The sequence below is a fragment of the Escherichia sp. MOD1-EC6842 genome (assembly GCF_002965705.1).
GTDB classification, from domain to species: Bacteria; Pseudomonadota; Gammaproteobacteria; order Enterobacterales; family Enterobacteriaceae; genus Escherichia; species Escherichia ruysiae.
The window spans coordinates 85,696-102,835 of the sequence record NZ_PTRF01000010.1 but is presented as its reverse complement, the minus strand read 5'-3'; the positions used below and the strand labels follow the sequence as shown (position 1 = coordinate 102,835).

The 17,140-nt window shown below is 49.0% G+C and carries 12 protein-coding genes; 3 read left to right on the top strand and 9 right to left on the bottom strand.

Annotated features, from left to right (window positions below; all coding sequences use genetic code 11):
* Positions 1-9 precede the first annotated feature (9 nt).
* Together bssR and A7Z29_RS13700 are read right to left on the bottom strand one after the other, a co-directional pair.
* Complete coding sequence (bssR, locus tag A7Z29_RS13705) at positions 10-393, bottom strand: biofilm formation regulator BssR (RefSeq protein WP_000497144.1); 384 nt, start codon at positions 391-393, stop codon at positions 10-12.
* Positions 394-497: 104 nt separating this feature from the next.
* Entirely contained in the window at positions 498-2,552 is a 2,055-nt protein-coding gene (locus tag A7Z29_RS13700; RefSeq protein ID WP_105290373.1) for a beta-galactosidase, read from the bottom strand.
* A 234-nt stretch (positions 2,553-2,786) separates the two neighbouring features.
* Here A7Z29_RS13700 and A7Z29_RS13695 point away from each other — a divergent pair, with 234 nt between their 5' ends.
* The 3 genes from A7Z29_RS13695 to rimO all read left to right on the top strand — a co-directional run bounded on the left by A7Z29_RS13695 (position 2,787) and on the right by rimO (position 6,812).
* Positions 2,787-3,869: a LacI family DNA-binding transcriptional regulator gene (locus tag A7Z29_RS13695; RefSeq protein WP_105290372.1), complete on the top strand. Its 1,083-nt coding sequence runs from the start codon at positions 2,787-2,789 to the stop codon at positions 3,867-3,869.
* 254 nt (positions 3,870-4,123) lie between these two features.
* On the top strand, positions 4,124-5,359 hold the full coding sequence (locus tag A7Z29_RS13690; protein ID WP_105290371.1) for an oligosaccharide MFS transporter: 1,236 nt from the start codon (positions 4,124-4,126) through the stop codon (positions 5,357-5,359).
* Between the two features lie 127 nt (positions 5,360-5,486).
* The gene (rimO, locus tag A7Z29_RS13685; protein ID WP_032225035.1) at positions 5,487-6,812 is read left to right on the top strand and encodes a 30S ribosomal protein S12 methylthiotransferase RimO; all 1,326 of its coding nucleotides are present in this window, start codon (positions 5,487-5,489) and stop codon (positions 6,810-6,812) included.
* A 46-nt stretch (positions 6,813-6,858) separates the two neighbouring features.
* Here rimO and A7Z29_RS13680 read toward each other — a convergent pair whose 3' ends face one another.
* The 7 genes from A7Z29_RS13680 to iaaA all read right to left on the bottom strand — a co-directional run bounded on the left by A7Z29_RS13680 (position 6,859) and on the right by iaaA (position 16,957).
* On the bottom strand, positions 6,859-8,187 hold the full coding sequence (locus tag A7Z29_RS13680) for a GGDEF domain-containing protein (RefSeq protein ID WP_000086867.1): 1,329 nt from the start codon (positions 8,185-8,187) through the stop codon (positions 6,859-6,861).
* Positions 8,188-8,194: 7 nt separating this feature from the next.
* Positions 8,195-10,543 (bottom strand): sensor domain-containing phosphodiesterase, encoded by a 2,349-nt coding sequence (locus A7Z29_RS13675; RefSeq protein WP_000950341.1) that lies wholly within the window; start codon positions 10,541-10,543, stop codon positions 8,195-8,197.
* Positions 10,544-10,720: 177 nt separating this feature from the next.
* Positions 10,721-11,632, bottom strand: a complete 912-nt coding sequence (gsiD, locus tag A7Z29_RS13670) for a glutathione ABC transporter permease GsiD (protein WP_001236036.1) — start codon at positions 11,630-11,632, stop codon at positions 10,721-10,723.
* Positions 11,633-11,634: 2 nt separating this feature from the next.
* Positions 11,635-12,555: a glutathione ABC transporter permease GsiC gene (gene gsiC, locus A7Z29_RS13665; RefSeq protein WP_000936043.1), complete on the bottom strand. Its 921-nt coding sequence runs from the start codon at positions 12,553-12,555 to the stop codon at positions 11,635-11,637.
* Between the two features lie 17 nt (positions 12,556-12,572).
* Positions 12,573-14,111: a glutathione ABC transporter substrate-binding protein GsiB gene (gene gsiB, locus A7Z29_RS13660; protein WP_105290370.1), complete on the bottom strand. Its 1,539-nt coding sequence runs from the start codon at positions 14,109-14,111 to the stop codon at positions 12,573-12,575.
* A gap of 19 nt (positions 14,112-14,130) precedes the next feature.
* A complete protein-coding gene (gene gsiA, locus A7Z29_RS13655) occupies positions 14,131-16,005 on the bottom strand; it encodes a glutathione ABC transporter ATP-binding protein GsiA (protein ID WP_105280614.1) in 1,875 nt (624 codons plus the stop codon).
* Positions 15,992-16,957: a beta-aspartyl-peptidase gene (iaaA, locus tag A7Z29_RS13650; protein ID WP_105290369.1), complete on the bottom strand. Its 966-nt coding sequence runs from the start codon at positions 16,955-16,957 to the stop codon at positions 15,992-15,994. Before iaaA ends, gsiA begins: the two co-directional genes overlap by 14 nt.
* Between the last annotated feature and the right edge of the window lie 183 nt (positions 16,958-17,140).

The following is a 17,140-nucleotide window of genomic DNA, read 5'->3' as shown; positions in this document are numbered from 1 at the left end:
CCTTAGTTTTCAGGCCTGCGCAAGCATGGTGTGCTTTTCAAGGCTCTGGATACTCAGCGTTAAGCTCATCAGACAATTTTCAAGCTTATCGGCGTTGACGGTAATAACAGTCGGGCAATCATGATGCCCACTCATCAAACATACTGCGGCTGTCGCTAATGCTTCTTCAGCATGATGAAGAGCACTCCACTCTTCCTGATCCAGATGAAGATTCAACCGCAGCGATTTATCGTGCAGTTCGCGATTCAGTTTAAAAAAGTTATCTCGTAGATGATTGCTTTCGCTGACGGACATGTATCCTTTGGCCTTCCTCAGTTGCACATATGCGGCGAGGTCAACTCTTGCATCGATCAACCGGTTAAGTAGATCGCTTCGCTGTCTGTCAACGAACATACTTCGATCCTCCTCTTTGCAGCCTTTGTGCAATTAAATAGTATGGCTACTTTTTGTACAAAATGCTGTCAGGGATCAATACTTCACATTTTATTAATAAGAATTTACATTATTTCTCTTTCCAGCACCTCGCATCCCCACGGAGCCAGTTCTAAGTCTTGTGAACAAGCTTTACCTGTTTCCGCCACTCGCCACGCTCCAGGAAGCACAATATTTTGTACATGAGCAGTGTAGTTTTGTACAAAAACCCATTCCTGATCGCCGTCTGTCCGACGCGTTGCAATAACGCCAGCAGGAAGTTCAGTAGCAAGTGCTTTTGGGAGATGAAGTGTGTTGATCAACATCGCGGCAAACGCTTGATGAAATAACGCATCATTACGCGAAGCCACATAGAAAGCTCGACCTTGTCCGACGTGATTTACCGTTAACGCAGGCGTACCCGCATAAAAATCCTCGCCATAGCGCGCCAGAACCTGTGCACCTTCGGCGTGAATAACCGCACATAATTCCCGTGCCTGCCATTGCCCCTGCAGTCCATATGCATTCGGCTCACAGATAACTTCGTTATGCTGATAATCATTAAGGCTATCAATCTCTTCAGCCCACACACCCATCAGGTCACGCAACGGGCCAGGGAACCCACCCAGGTGACATAAATCGGTTTCATTGACAATCCCGGACCAGTAAGTGGTGACAAAATTGCCACCAGCGTCAACATAGGCGCGAGCACGAGCAGCAAATCCATCGCGAACCATATAGAGCATTGGGGCAATAACTAACTGATAACCCGTAAGATCACAATCAGCATTGATAATATCGACCGCCACGCCCTGCTCCCAGAAAGGTCGGTAATGCTCCACTACCGTTTGCTCGTAGTGGATACCGCAATTGCGCGGCCCGGCAGCATCATTGACCGCCCAGCGGTTTTCCCAGTCGAAAATAATGGCAACTTTTGCCTGCGTTTTCGTCCCAACCAATTGGTTAAGATGAGCCAGCCGTTGCCCCAGTTGTATGACTTCGCGCCCGGTACGCGTCTCCAGATGACCGACATGATCAACTACCGCACCATGAAACTTCTCCACGGCGCCACGACTCTTACGCCACTGAAAATAGTGCACGCCGTCTGCGCCGTGAGCGACGGCCTGTAAGGAAGAAAGAATATTCATTCCCGGCTTTTTCAATTTGCTGGTTGGCTGCCAGCTTGTCTGGCTGGGCGTGGATTCCATCAGAATAAACGGTTTATTTTTCAAGGTACGCATCAGGTCGTGATACATCGCTGTTTTACAGGCAACGGCGCGTTCATCTTCCTGTTTATGCCACATGGGATAGCTATCCCAACTCACAAAATCAACCACTTCGGCTAATGCCCAGTAGTTGTAGTCATTGAAATACCACATAAAATTGGTCGTCGCAGGTAAATCTGGGCGTTCAGCTTTTAACGGCGCGATCTCCATTTGGTAGAACTCTTTTACCTGCGATGTGACAAAGCGCCGCCAGTCAAGATTCAAACCGTGGTTAGACATCTCACCTAATGGGGAAGGCGATTCAATTTGTGACCAGTCACTGTATGTATGGCTCCAGAAGCCAGTCCACCATGCCTGATTAAGCGCCTCAAGAGTGGTGTAACGAGTCTGCAACCAACGGCGAAACGCCTGTTGGCATCCCTTACAATGACACTCTCCGCCATATTCATTACTGATATGCCACCCCAGAACCGCCGGATGATTGGCGTATCGCTGCGCCAGCTTACGGTTAATTTGCGTCACTTTATCTTTATACACTGACGAAGAAAGGCAATGATTATGGCGACCTCCGTGAAGCATTTTCTCGCGTGAGGCGCTAACTCTCAGAACCTCTGGATAACGAGCTGCAAGCCAGGCGGGTTTTGCTCCGCTTGGTGTTGCGAGGAAGACAGAAATCCCGCCAGCATGAAGTTTATCCAGCACTTCATCCAGCCAGTCAAAGCGATACTCACCCTCTGTGGGTTCCAGCATTGACCAGCTAAAAATGCCCACCGACATGGTGTTACAACCAGCCTGTTGCATCATGGCGATATCTTTCTCCAGAATCCCAGGGACATGTAACCATTGCTCCGGATTGTAATCAGCACCATGAAGTAACCATGGGGCCCTGGGGATGATCGGTGGGTGCTTGTCCATGCTGACTCCTGAATTGTTTTAAACAGACAAAAAATGTTATTCGTTCACAACGATATCATCTAGTAATTAATTGCTTCGCTATGCAAGGAATGTCCGGCAAGAATGTGATCAAGTACGCGTTTTTTCCCTTCAAACAGGTTCGTCGGTTCAGCTTACCAGCACTGAGACAGGTGAGCGTGATACGTATGACATTCACTGCGGTATACTGTGACAAATCTTTTAGCCGGGGCGAATATGAAAACCAAAGCTGCAACCCTTGCCGATGTTGCTCGTCATGCCAATGTTTCTTATCAGACAGTGTCGCGGGTGCTTAACAATTCAGCGAACGTGTCTGCCAAAACACGTCAAAAAATTGAACAAGCCATTGCCGAACTTAAATACGTTCCAAATCGCGTAGCTCAACAGTTGGTAGGGAAAGAGAGCAAAACGATCGGGCTGGTTACAACTTCGCTCGCCCTACATGCCCCCTCGCAAATTGCGGCAGCAGTGAAAAAATATGCCGGAGAACAGGGATATCAGGTGCTGATATCCATGATCGATGATATTGATATTAAAGGTATTCAGGCTGCAATTAATGACTTAAAAGCACAACGGGTAACAAAGATTATTATCAACGCACCGCTGGAAACGGCATTGGCTGAAACTCTGGTTGCTGAAAACAGCGATGTGTTGTGTCTGTTTCTCGACGTGGACCCTTATAGCCCGGTATTTAACGTCACCTTTAATCCCGCAGAAGGTGCACGCGCCAGCGTGAAATATCTTTACGATTTGGGGCATCGTCAATTTTGCCTGGTCTCTGGCCCAGAAAATTCAGTACCAGCGCGGCTACGACTCAATACCTGGCGCGATACCCTCTCCTCACTCCAACTGACGCCGCTGGCCATTCATTACGGTAGTTGGGACGCTCAAAGCGGCTATCTGGCGACGTTACAGATGCTACGTGAAACGCCACAGGCGACCGCTCTTCTGATCGCCAATGATCAGATGGCATTGGGGGCGTTAAGCGCCTTACATCAACAAAAACGTAAAATCCCGCAAGATATTTCTGTCATTGGCTATGACGACACCTATGAGAGTGCGTTTTTTGAACCTTCGCTAACGACCGTCGCAATCGACTTTGATTTACAAGGGAAAATTGCCGTTCAACAGATTTTACAGCCGGACGATGAACATGCGATGCTCCGCTCTTCAACCATCCTTCCCAGTCGCCTGGTCGTGCGTAACTCTGCTGGCCCTCTGCACTCAGCACAGACTGATCTGATGAATATTGCTGAACACCTTCGCACACTGGCGGATGAGCTAACACGCAAGGCATAAAAGTAATACGTTCTCATAAAAAGATTTAGTGATCTATTTCGCTAAATCTTTTTTATTACCAGCAATAATTGTGATGCAAATCGCAAACATTCATTTAACACATTGCCTAATCATCGCGGTCAGGGTCAGAGTAAAAATGAAATTGTTAACGTATGACATTTTCCGGAGATGCATACCAAAACAATAACCAGTAAGCACAGCGAATGCCTGTGCCAACGGTAAATGACCCAACGCCAGTGATTGAGGATATGGCTATGTTATTGCCCGGTAAACGTAATTATATTTTGCTCAGTATTTTCGATTTCCTGTACCTCTTTGCCTGGTCGGCAACGATGGCATTTTTTGTCATATGGACGACACAGCATCTGGAAATTACCGCCACACGCACAGGATTACTTTATTCCGTTAATGCTTTCATTGCGTTATTAATGCAACCGTTCTTCGGTTTCATCTCCGATAAATTTGGTCTTAAGAAACAACTCATCTGGCTCCTCGTCGCATTATTACTTCCCGTAGGCCCATTCTTTATTTATGTGTACGCCCCGCTTCTGGTTCATAACTTCTGGCTGGGCGCTGTTTTGGGTGGCGTTTACCTGGGGATCATTTTTAATTCTGGCTGTGGCGTTCTGGATTCCTGGATAGATAAAGTTTCGCGTCGTTATCATTTTGAATATGGTCGCGTAAGAATGTGGGGCTCTCTGGGATGGGCCGCCGCCGCGTGGATTGTGGGTAAATACATTGATACCAGCCCTAATCTCTCTTTCTGGCTGGCAAGCTGTGCCATTGTGGTCGCCGCAATCTGCTTTATGTTTACCAAAATCGAACTGACCGAGGCGGAAATTGAAAAAACCAATTCGCTGAAAGCTATCCATGCGCTTGAACTGGCGAAAAATAGTCAGTTCTGGTTTTTATTGATGTTCACTCTGTTCGTAACGCAAGTTTATGACACCTACGATCAACAATTCGCACAATATTTTTCGCTGCAATTTCCGACACCAGAAGAAGGCAATCGCTGGTACGGGATTCTGGCTTCTGTCCAGGTCTGTGGAGAAACCCTATTTCTCTGTCTGATGCCGTGGTTTGTTAACCGCACTGGCGCAAAATGGGCATTAGTGATTGCCGGAACCATTATGTCGTTGCGCATTGCCGGTTCTGCAATCCAACTGGGACCAGTGTGGATTGCAGCCGTTAAAATGATGCACGCCATCGAAAAACCACTGATCCTGGTATCTGTGTTTAAATTTATCGCAGCTAACTTTGATCATAAACTCTCTTCGACGGTCTACCTGCTGGTGCTTTTTGTGGCATCCATCGCCACGGCAATCTATTCACCTATTGCCGGCTATCTGTATGACACCATTGGCTTTGCTGAAACCTATCTCATCCTGGGGGCGATTGCCGGTTGTTTCACGCTTATTTCGGTCTTTACGCTGCGGGACAAATCCAGCAACCAGCCTGCAAAGGCGCTAACTGAAAACCCTGTAGCCTGATAACCATTTGCGCCCCGATATTTGGGGCGTTTTCCTCGCCTGTTGACCAGATTACGATACAAATTTTATCCAGAACTCTGTAGAATCCCTGCCCTGACCTTTCCTGTAACTGAATATTTTTTAAGCTATGAGCAAAGTAACTCCCCAGCCGAAAATCGGCTTTGTTTCCCTCGGCTGTCCGAAAAACCTCGTCGATTCAGAGCGTATTCTGACCGAATTGCGCACTGAAGGTTATGACGTAGTACCGAGCTACGACGACGCAGACATGGTAATCGTCAACACCTGCGGTTTTATTGACAGTGCGGTGCAAGAATCACTGGAAGCCATTGGCGAAGCGTTGAATGAAAACGGCAAGGTAATAGTGACCGGTTGTCTGGGGGCGAAAGAAGATCAGATCCGCGAAGTCCACCCGAAAGTGCTGGAAATCACCGGCCCTCATAGCTATGAGCAGGTTCTGGAGCACGTTCATCACTACGTGCCAAAACCGAAACACAACCCATTCCTGAGCCTGGTGCCTGAGCAAGGCGTTAAGCTGACGCCACGTCATTACGCTTATCTGAAGATATCCGAAGGCTGTAACCATCGCTGCACCTTCTGCATTATTCCGTCTATGCGCGGCGATCTGGTGAGCCGTCCGATTGGCGAAGTGTTAAGCGAAGCGAAACGCCTGGTAGATGCGGGCGTTAAAGAGATTCTGGTGATCTCCCAGGATACTTCCGCGTATGGCGTTGATGTTAAACACCGTACAGGCTTTTACAACGGCGAGCCGGTAAAAACCAGTATGGTCAGCCTGTGCGAACAGTTATCAAAACTGGGGATCTGGACACGTCTGCACTACGTTTACCCTTACCCGCATGTAGATGACGTTATCCCGCTGATGGCTGAAGGCAAAATCCTGCCGTATCTGGATATTCCGTTACAGCACGCCAGCCCGCGAATTCTCAAACTGATGAAGCGCCCGGGTTCTGTAGATCGCCAACTGGCACGCATCAAACAGTGGCGCGAAATCTGCCCGGAACTGACCCTGCGTTCAACCTTTATTGTCGGCTTCCCTGGCGAGACGGAAGAAGATTTCCAGATGCTGCTCGACTTCCTGAAAGAAGCACGTCTGGATCGCGTTGGCTGCTTTAAATACAGCCCGGTTGAAGGCGCAGACGCCAATGCCCTGCCTGACCAGGTTCCGGAAGAAGTGAAAGAAGAACGCTGGAATCGCTTCATGCAACTGCAGCAGCAGATTTCCGCCGAGCGCCTGCAAGAAAAAGTGGGCCGTGAAATTCTGGTCATTATCGACGAAGTGGACGAAGAAGGCGCAATCGGCCGCAGCATGGCAGACGCTCCGGAAATCGACGGCGCGGTTTATCTCAATGGTGAAACCAACGTTAAGCCGGGCGATATCCTGCGTGTGAAAGTCGAGCATGCCGACGAGTACGATTTGTGGGGTAGTCGGGTTTAATTAATTCAGGCCGGGCAAAATCATTTGCCCGGTTCGTTAATAAAAATTACTGCCAGCTAATCTGTGCCCTGCCGTTTTTCTTACTTTTATACAGCCGCTCATCCGCCAGCATTTTTAACCGTTCAACGGTAGTACATTCATTTGAATGCGCCACGCCGATACTGGTGCTTAAATTAATACTCCCCACCTGGAAATTGACGATATCTTTTAAAATCGATAGCAACTCATCCAGGGTTCCGCCAGTATAAATCACCGCGAATTCGTCGCCGCCAAAGCGGTAGACTTTGCCTTTATCCACCGGAATTTGTGATTTAAGGATTTTCACGACCTTCATCAACACTTCATCGCCCAACAAATGACCGAAGGTATCGTTAATATTTTTGAATTTATCGACGTCAAACAGGCATAAATAACCGCCTTTTTCCGGTAAGGTTTTTAAATCTTCGTCAAAGGATTTTCTGCCCATTGCTTTTGTCAGATCGTCAAGAAACGCCGAGTTATACATGCTGTAGAGTTTTTTGACATCCGCCGCCGAAAAGAAAAGCCCACCGTCCAGCACGCGATCAAAATGGTTATTAATAATGGCTTCTTTCTCAACAATGCCACGATTAATCACTCTGCGTATCAGATAGAGGCAACTTGTGCCTGAAATAACTGCCACCAAGGCAGCAAAGAAAATAATCAGCGTACATACCTGCAAATAAACGTCTTTTTTATAAGCAAATACGTACAATCCGGTCGGCAAATAGGAGAAATGTTCCATCGCTTCCGAAACGGTGAAGATGGCGTTTTTGGCATTATATTCATCACCGGTAACTGGCTTGCCGTTCTTAAACAGTGAGAACATCAGGTTCTCGCTATCCATTGCCAGTGACTTTGACAGTAACGAAAATCGCTCCAGCCCAAGCAAAAATATCAAACTGCGATTGTGAGTAACCGGATAGAGATAATAGACGAAGGTTTTGCCGTCAAAAGAGATGAACCCCGTATTTTTAACATGCCGATACTTAACAACTTGCATAATATCTGCACAATAATTATTTTCATACTCCTTAACCTGAATACACTCATCACTGGAAATCAGATAAGGACCAACATCATACAAATAAGAAGGTGAAACCGAGTCAGCGTAAGCTGTGCGCAAGCCAGCCAGCAATTCTTCTTCAGTCGGGTTAAGCGTGTTAATGAGATCAATTGCCACACTACGCCGATATTCAGCAATATTTGCCACCGCAAAAGCAGTATCAATAACGGACTGTTTCAGGCCATACACCCGTTCTTTTACCATCTGGGTATAGATCCCGCAGGCAACTGCTGAAATCATGATAAAAATCAGCAGACTGACTGTAAGTACGAATTTATTGATTCTGGACATACCTAAACTACTCTTTTACTAACTTTCCACTTTTGTCCCAGGCAGAGAATGGCAACGGCTTCTGGTACAGATACCCCTGGGCCTGAACACACCCTAATTTGATTAATTCACGCGCAACCTCTTCGCTCTCAACACCTTCTGCAATCACCGGGATCCGGTTATAGCGTGCCAGGTCGAAGATAATGCGCAAAATTTTACCCGCAGTGCCGAAAATATCGCCGGTAAATTGCGAGTCCACTTTTATGCTATCAGGATTAATTTCATAAAAACGTTTCAGGTTTGACAAACCCGTACCAAAGTCATCAATCGATATTCGTACCCCTTGTTTACGCAGTTGTTCAATATTGAGATAAAAATGTTCACTAATTCGCTCAATCACAGTTTCAGTGATCTCAATACAGAGACTTTTCGCTGTCAGTTCATGTTCTTTCATGATGGCGATAAAACGCTCATGAAAATGAGGTTCGTTTAACTGCCAGGGCGAAACATTTATATGCAGTAAGAAATCCTGTTTCAGGAGCGCACGCTGGCTAAAATGGCGGAATTCAGCCATCGCCGTTTTAATAATTTGGTAACCCAGTTCATTGATAAAAGCGATATCTTCCGCGATAGCAATAAACTTCAGTGGCGAGATGATCCCCCGCTCCGCAGAAACCCAGCGGCACAGTGCCTCAGCGCCCAGAATTTCACGGGTGTTAATATCAACAATCGGTTGATAAACCAGGAATAGCTCGCCTTTTTCCATTGCATGACGGATATTGCGCGCAATCCAGATATTCTCTTCAATTTCGCTGAGTTTCGCATCATCACAGAAAATAAACTCAGAGAACATATGGTCACGGATGCTGGAAATCGCCAGCTTCAGTTTTTCTGCGTAGCTCCAGGCATTTTCGCCCTTCAGAGGTTCACAAATGGCAGATTTGTGTATACGCAGATTGCGATAGCCAAAGCTACTGTCGAAATCGTTTATCATCGCTATTTTACGAGTAAACGTCTGTATATTTTCCCGACACAATAATAAATAGAGATCGGCATTAAATGTCACGATATCGCAGCATTGTGCATATTTCTCGGCAATTCGCTGACACAGCCTCCTGACGATTTTGTTGCGTTCCTCGACACCAAACACGGCTTCGACGGCTTCCAGTCCGCACAGTTTGATGATCCCGGCGGCCAGATACTGATTATTGTTTGACTCAATAATCGCCATATTTTTGATAAAACCGCTTTCCTGATCGTAGGAGATCAGCGAGAGCAATTTATTTGAACGCTCAACTTCAGCATCTTTCATTTCCGCGATCGAATTTTTGATGCTGATAATCTCTTTCGCATCGCCGTCACGAATTTTCAGTGCCTGCATTTGATCCGCAGAGTCAGGTAAAAACTCCAGCGTATTGACCAGCGTTGTCATTTCTGAAAATTGGCGACGGAACACACGGGTCGTCATTAAGTAAACCGCCAGCAATACGACAATAATGAAAGCAAACGGTAAATAAAAAAGTTTATCTGACGCGTTAAATAGTTTCCCCGTAGGATAATAAAAATAGATTTCGAATAGCGAGTTATTGGGTACGCGCGATGTTTTTGCTATATACTCTGTATCGACAGAATCAATAATATTATAATTATCTTCGCTATTATAAATAATCAATTTTTCACGGGCGAGTTGGTTCTTGGCAATGATTTCATAACCTTGTTTCAGAAACAACACTTCATCAGTTGCGCTGATTTGATCAAGGTATTCGTTCAGGTATCGCCAGTTTAAATCGACATGAATTTTATCAATAGCCAGCAAATCACGGTCTTTGCCGTTAATTCGTAGTGTAAAAGAAATACATTTTTTCCCCGGACGATCAAAGCAATTATATGCCGGATTCCAGCTACTGTCAGAGCCATCCGAAGCTACTGACCACGGGCGCTGCGACGGATTAAAATCGGCAAAGATGACGCGTCCTGCCTCATCAACAAGGGGACCATTTACCTTTTCCTGATGATAAACAAAGATTTTATCATTCGCCCGCCGCGAAAATAGATAATATTTATCATTATCCAGTACCAGCCCCACTGAGTCTAAAAATGGCATCATTTCCATTTTCAGGATGACAGCTCGTTTAATCTCCTCACTGTTTTTCAATAAATAAAGTGAGTCCTTTAACGTCAGAGCGGAACGTTCAATATCTTTAAAGAAATAGCCAACGTTTTTTTGAATAAGTTCAAAGCGGCTATCAGCACGTTTTACCGCACGCTCCGATACCAGCTGATAGTTAATGATGAAAAAAAGAACAATAAATGACAGCGCAGCCAATAAAAATAAAATTATCAGCCTGATCTTTATCTTTTCGTATAAACTCAGCATGTTAATACATTTAACAAAATAACTGTCAGTACGCTGTGCCGCTGCATAAATAGTCCCTCACAGCGGCTTTTTAACCAAATTACTCGATTCTACAAAATTAGAAGAAAGTTACAACACTTGCTTAAGGCAATAATTTCCTCTGAGGTCATTACTCTTTCAAGCAATGTTCAACCGTGACTATCCTTTAATTTTGGGGTCCAGCGCATCACGCAAACCATCACCCAGCAAGTTGAACGCCAGCACGGTCAGGAAAATAGCCAGTGCCGGAAAAACCGCCACATGCGGCGCGATAACCATATCCGCTCTCGCTTCGTTGAGCATCGCTCCCCACTCCGGGGTCGGCGGCTGCGCTCCCAAGCCGAGAAACGACAGACTGGCGGCGGAGATAATTGAGGTGCCAATGCGCATGGTAAAGAACACGACGATGGAAGAGACTGTCCCCGGTAAGATGTGGCGCAACAAAATGGTCATATCGCTGGCACCAATACTGCGCGCTGATTCAATAAAGGTTTGCTGTTTTAACACCAGCGTGTTGCCGCGCACCAGTCGGGCAAACGCAGGAATAGAAAAGATAGCGACGGCGATAATCACGTTAGCAATGCCGCTTCCCAGCACCGCGACAACAGCAATAGCCAGCAAAATGCCAGGGAAAGCAAACAGCACATCGCAAATACGCATGATCAGCCGATCCCACCAGCCTTCGTAATATCCAGCCAGCAAGCCCAGCAACGTCCCTATCGCCGCACCGATAAACACCGCAAACACGCCCGCCGCCAGCGAGATTTGTGCACCAACCAGGACACGGCTGAAAATGTCGCGCCCCAGTGAATCGACGCCAAACCAGTGCTGCAAAGAAGGTCCGTTATTCAGATTGTCATAATCGAAATAATTTTCGGCGTCATAGGGGACGATCCAGCGTGCAAAAATTGCCATCACAATCAACAAAATGACGAATAATGCGGCGGTCATCGCCATATGCTGACGGCGAAAACGTCGCCAGAACTCATGCCACGGAGTACGCACCTGATCAGGTTTTACTAGTGGCATGGCGTTTAACACCGCCTGACGACGCCAGTTAAATAATCGCATCCTTACTTGTACCTGATAGCCGGGTTAATGGCGGCGTAAAGCACATCCACCACTAAGTTGATAAGAATAAATTCCAGCGAGAAAAGCAGAATTTCCGCCTGAATCACCGGGTAATCGCGCATTTCTACGGAGTCAACGAGTAAGCGCCCAAGTCCGGGCCAGTTGAAAACCTTCTCCACCACGATGGAACCTCCGAGCAAAAAGCCAAACTGTAAGCCCATCATGGTCACTACCGGGATCATCGCGTTGCGTAGCCCGTGTTTGAGGACAACCCAGGTTTCACTCACCCCTTTCGCCCTCGCGGTACGCATATAATCTTCGCTTAAGACATCGACAAACGACGCACGGGTAAAGCGCGCCATCACGGCTGCCACTGCCGCACCGAGCGTCAGGGAGGGTAAAATGTAGTGCTGCCAACTATCTGCACCTACGGTAGGCAGCCAGCCCAGCTCAACGGAGAAAACCTGTATCAAAAGCATCCCCAGGGCAAATGCCGGGAAGGAGATCCCCGACACCGCGATGGTCATACTCAATCGATCCGGCCAACGGTTACGCCAGACGGCGGCGATAATTCCTGCCGCCATACCAAATATCACCGCCCAGACCATGCTGGTTATGGTCAGCCACAGCGTTGGCATGAAGCGGCTGGCAATCTCATCGGCAACCGGACGACGCGACACCATCGACAGGCCAAAATCTCCCTGCACTGCGTTGCTGATGTAGTGCCAGAACTGGTGATACAGCGGCTGATCCAGACCCAGTTGCTGACGCACCAGTTCGATGACCTGAGCATCGGCTTCGGGGCCGGCAATCAATCGCGCCGGATCGCCGGGCAGCATATGGACAAATAAAAACACCAGCACCGAGACGATAAACAGCGTCGGAATCAACCCCAGTAAGCGTTTGATAACGTAATTAAGCATTCCACTCCCTGCGTTGCTTATTGCAAGTCCGCATCTTCAAAGCTGAAGCCGGTGTCTGGCATGATCCAAAAACCGGTCAGATTTTTACTGTGTGCCGACACCAGTTTTTCGACCACCAGCGGGATCCACGGCGACTCTTGCCAGATGATATCCTGCGCCGCCTTATATAAGCGGGTCTTTTCCGCCGGATCGTTAGTTTTCAGTGCCTGAGCCAGGAAATCATCCACCTGTTTATTACTGTAAAACGCAGTATTAAACAGCGTCGGTGGCCAGTTCTGTGACGCAAACAGCGGCGATAACGCCCAGTCAGCTTCGCCGGTCGATGCCGACCAGCCGGTGTAGAACAGTCGCACGCCGCTCTCTTTTTGCCCTTTACCTTCTACTTCTGCCGCCCGCTGTCCGGCATCCATCGCCGTCACCTGGGCTTTAATTCCTACCTGCGCTAACTGCTGCTGGGTAAATTGCAGCACTTTCTGCGCGGTGCTGTGGTTATGTGACGACCACAGCGTGGTACTGAAACCGTTGGGATATCCCGCCTCTTTAAGTAATTCGCGCGCTTTTGCCGGATCGTAAGGCCACGGTTGGTAACTTTGCGCGTAGGCGATACTCGGCGGCACCACGCCAGTGGCGGGCGTTGCATATCCCGCAAACGCGACTTTCACCAGCGCCGGACGGTTGATGGCATAATTCAGCGCCTCCCGTACCTTCGGGTTATCGAACGGCTTTTGCGTCACATTCATACTGATATAACGCTGCATAATCGACGGGCTGGCCATCAGCTCGATATTTTTGTTTTTCTCCAGCAGCGCGGCCTGCTCGTAGGGAATGGGGAAAGCAAACTGCGCTTCACCGGTTTGCAACATTGCCGCGCGAGTGTTGTTATCCGCCACCGGACGCCAGGTAATGCTGTCCAGTTTGGGCAGTCCTGACTGCCAGTAACCGGTGAATTTTTTGACCTTCACAAAATCGGTCTGATTCCAGGTGTCCAGTTCATACGGCCCGGTTCCCACCGGATGAAAACCAATCTCTTTGCCATATTTTTCCAGCGCCGCCGGAGAAATCATCGCTGTCGCCGGATGGGCAAGAATATTAATAAACGCGGAGAACGGCTGTTTAAGCGTAATCTTCACCGTTGTCGGATCGAACGCTTCAGTTTTGGCAATATTCTTATACAAGTTATAGCGTTTAAGATGATTCGCTGGGTCACTGGCCCGATCCAGATTCGCTTTTACCGCCGCCGCGTTGAAGTCGGTGCCATCCTGGAACTTAATCCCTTCACGCAATTTCACGGTGTAAGTGAGGCCGTCACCGGAGACGGTATAACTCGCCGCCAGCACATTTTTCAGCTTCATCTCTTTATCCAGACCGAACAGCCCCTGGTAAAACGATTTCGCCACGGCCTGTGACAACGTGTCATTCGCGTCATACGGGTCGAGGGTGGTGAAGTTCGATCCCACCGCCACAACCACATCTTTGGCAGCGAATGCACAAGATGCCATCAACGCTGTGACAATACCCAGCGCCACTAACCCACTACGGTGTACAGCTCTTGCCATTTGATTCTCCGCCTGAATGTTATCTACGCATGAATGCGTATTCTGATTGTGGTTGTGCGACGTAATGCCCCGGCCCGACGCATTGCAACGAGACGGCTGCAACCTCTTCGCCACGCTGATGAATATTGCTGGGAAGATCGTCCGATAGCAGTACGCGCTGTGGTCGCAGCCGGGACGGTTCAGCAACCGGAACTGCCGCCAGTAATTTACGCGTATAAGGGTGCTGTGGATTTTCAAAGACCGCGCGCCGGGGGCCTATTTCGACAATTTGTCCAAGATACATCACCGCTACACGATGGCTGATCCGCTCCACGACCGCCATATCGTGAGAGATAAACAGATATGCAATGCCGAAATCACGCTGGAGATCGAGCAACAAGTTGATAATCTGCCCGCGAATAGAAACATCCAGCGCCGACACGGCTTCATCGGCAATAATGACTTTGGGATTCAACGCCAGCGCACGGGCAATACAGATACGCTGACGCTGACCGCCGGAAAACTCATGCGGGTAGCGCCACGCATGTTCGGGTAACAGACCAACGCGTTCCAGTAGCCACGCAACGCGTGCAGCGGCTTCATTACCCTGCAATAATCCATGAACACGTAGCGGTTCGATAATCGAATCACCGATCGTCTGGCGTGGATCCAGTGAGGCGTAAGGATCCTGAAAAATAAACTGAATATCGCGGCGCAATGCCTGAAGTTTGCCGGGTGACAGAGTATCGATTCGCTGGCCGTTGAAGATAATTTCTCCGCCCTGACTTTCAACCAGGCGCAACAACGCCCGTCCGGTGGTGGATTTACCACTGCCAGACTCCCCCACCAGCGACAACGTTTCACCCGGCCAGAGATCAAAACTAACCTTTTCAACGGCGTGCACTTCCCGCGTTACGCGATTCAACAACCCACTACGCAAAGGGAAACGGGTGACCAGATTACGCACCTGTAAAACAGGTTCGCCATCAACCACCGTTTTCTGCTCGACAGGGCGTTCCTGTTGAGTCGGATGTTCAAGCGATATCAACGGGAAACGTCGGGGATAATCTTGCCCTCTCATCGCGCCAAGCTGCGGAACCGCAGCCAATAGCGCACGGGTATAAGGATGCTGTGGCGCATGAAAAATCTGTTCGACGCTGCCCGTTTCCACCGCCTCGCCCTGATACATCACCAGTACCCGATCGGCAATCTCCGCCACCACGCCCATGTCGTGAGTGATAAAGATGACGCCCATCGACATCTCTTTTTGCAACACTTTGATTAATTGAAGGATCTGCGCCTGAATGGTGACGTCCAGCGCAGTCGTCGGCTCATCGGCAATCAGCACCGCCGGGCGACATGACAGCGCCATGGCAATCATCACCCGCTGACGCATCCCACCGGAGAGTTGATGCGGATAACGCGAAAGAATGGTTTGTGCTTCCGGGATGCGAACCTGATCCAGCATCCGTTTCGCCTCCGACATCGCTTCTTCACGACTGGCGTTCTGATGCAGACGGATAGACTCGGCAATCTGTTCGCCCACGGTAAATACCGGATTTAGCGACGTCATTGGCTCCTGGAAAATCATCGCTATATCCGCACCGCGTATATGCTGCATTTGCCGGGAGCTCTGCTGCTCACTAAGCTCAATCACCTCACGACTGCGGCGCCGCAATAACATTTTGTCGCACTGCACCAGCCCCCCCGCCTGTTCTAACAGACGCATCAACGCCAGTGCTGTAACTGACTTGCCGGAACCGGACTCTCCAACAATTGCCAGCGTCTCACCACGTCGCAGGCTAAAAGAGAGACCGCGAACCGCAGCCACTTTCTGCTGGTCCTGCATAAAGGCAATATTGAGATTATCAACAGCCAGCACATCATCGGCTTCAAGCTCATCACTGTGTGGCAACGGTGTCCCCTTTTTCACGATAGATACCGGTGGTTGGCGTATCGCCTGCGTAGCCCCAGGCGCGATACATTCCCTCGGTGTTAAAAGGTAGCGCGACGTTGCCTTCATGATCGATAGCGATTAGTCCGCCACTGCCGCCAAGCGCAGGGAGTTTTTCCATCACTACCCGCTCGCAGGCTTGTGCGAGGCTTAAGCCGCCGTAATCCATCAACGCGGCGATGTCATACGCCGCCAGCGCGCGAATGAAGACTTCGCCCGTGCCGGTACAAGAAACTGCCACGCTGGCGTTATTGGCGTAGCACCCGGCGCCAACCAGCGGGCTGTCGCCGACCCGACCAGGTAATTTATTGGTCATTCCCCCCGTGGACGTGGCAGCCGCCAGATTGCCATGGAGATCCAACGCCACGGCTCCCACAGTGCCCATTTTCTGTTTTTCATCCAACGGTGCGCCGCTATGGTCGAGGAGCATCTCCCCTTCCTCACGCGCCGCCAGTAATTGTTCATAACGCAAAGGCGTGGAGAAAATCTCCGGCGAGACGCGCTCCATGCCATGAGCAAAAGCAAAATTTTCTGCGCCATCACCTATCATCATCACATGCGGGCTTTGTTCCATCACCAGACGGGCGGCAAGAACCGGATTACGCAGATGACTGACGCCCGCCACTGCACCGGCTTTCAGGGTATTGCCATCCATCACACAGGCGTCGAGTTCATGGGTTTCATCACGCGTAAAGACAGCGCCAATTCCGGCGTTAAACAGTGGGCACTCTTCCAGCAAGCGCACGGCTTCCGTCACTGCATCCAGCGCACTTGCGCCCGCTTCGAGCATTTTCTGTCCGGTTTCAACAATGGCAGACAGTGCCTCAATGTAGCGTAATTCCTGTTGCAGACTCATCTGTGCGCGGCTAATTGCGCCTGCGCCGCCGTGAATTGCAATGACTGCTTTGCCCATAGTATTCGTCCATTAAGGGTGGCTCGCCACTTTGCTATAAATATCAGAATTTTTATGAATTATTCATTCAATTTTTGAATATAGAAAGATGTATATGGCATGTAAAGGCAGGAGCCCGCTCTACGACCGAGGTGGCATACAGTCCGTGGCGTTTTTCTGACATAATAGGCGGATTCGATTTTG

Bases quoted from the DNA above. Each gene is read 5' to 3' on its own strand.
- gsiC (WP_000936043.1), bottom strand. From the start codon at position 12,555: ATGCTTAATTACGTTATCAAACGCTTACTGGGGTTGATTCCGACGCTG.
- rimO (WP_032225035.1), top strand. From the start codon at position 5,487: ATGAGCAAAGTAACTCCCCAGCCGAAAATCGGCTTTGTTTCCCTCGGC.
- bssR (WP_000497144.1), bottom strand. From the start codon at position 393: ATGTTCGTTGACAGACAGCGAAGCGATCTACTTAACCGGTTGATCGAT.
- gsiB (WP_105290370.1), bottom strand. From the start codon at position 14,111: ATGGCAAGAGCTGTACACCGTAGTGGGTTAGTGGCGCTGGGTATTGTC.
- gsiD (WP_001236036.1), bottom strand. From the start codon at position 11,632: ATGCGATTATTTAACTGGCGTCGTCAGGCGGTGTTAAACGCCATGCCA.
- A7Z29_RS13695 (WP_105290372.1), top strand. From the start codon at position 2,787: ATGAAAACCAAAGCTGCAACCCTTGCCGATGTTGCTCGTCATGCCAAT.
- A7Z29_RS13690 (WP_105290371.1), top strand. From the start codon at position 4,124: ATGTTATTGCCCGGTAAACGTAATTATATTTTGCTCAGTATTTTCGAT.
- A7Z29_RS13680 (WP_000086867.1), bottom strand. From the start codon at position 8,187: ATGTCCAGAATCAATAAATTCGTACTTACAGTCAGTCTGCTGATTTTT.
- A7Z29_RS13675 (WP_000950341.1), bottom strand. From the start codon at position 10,543: ATGCTGAGTTTATACGAAAAGATAAAGATCAGGCTGATAATTTTATTT.
- iaaA (WP_105290369.1), bottom strand. From the start codon at position 16,957: ATGGGCAAAGCAGTCATTGCAATTCACGGCGGCGCAGGCGCAATTAGC.
- A7Z29_RS13700 (WP_105290373.1), bottom strand. From the start codon at position 2,552: ATGGACAAGCACCCACCGATCATCCCCAGGGCCCCATGGTTACTTCAT.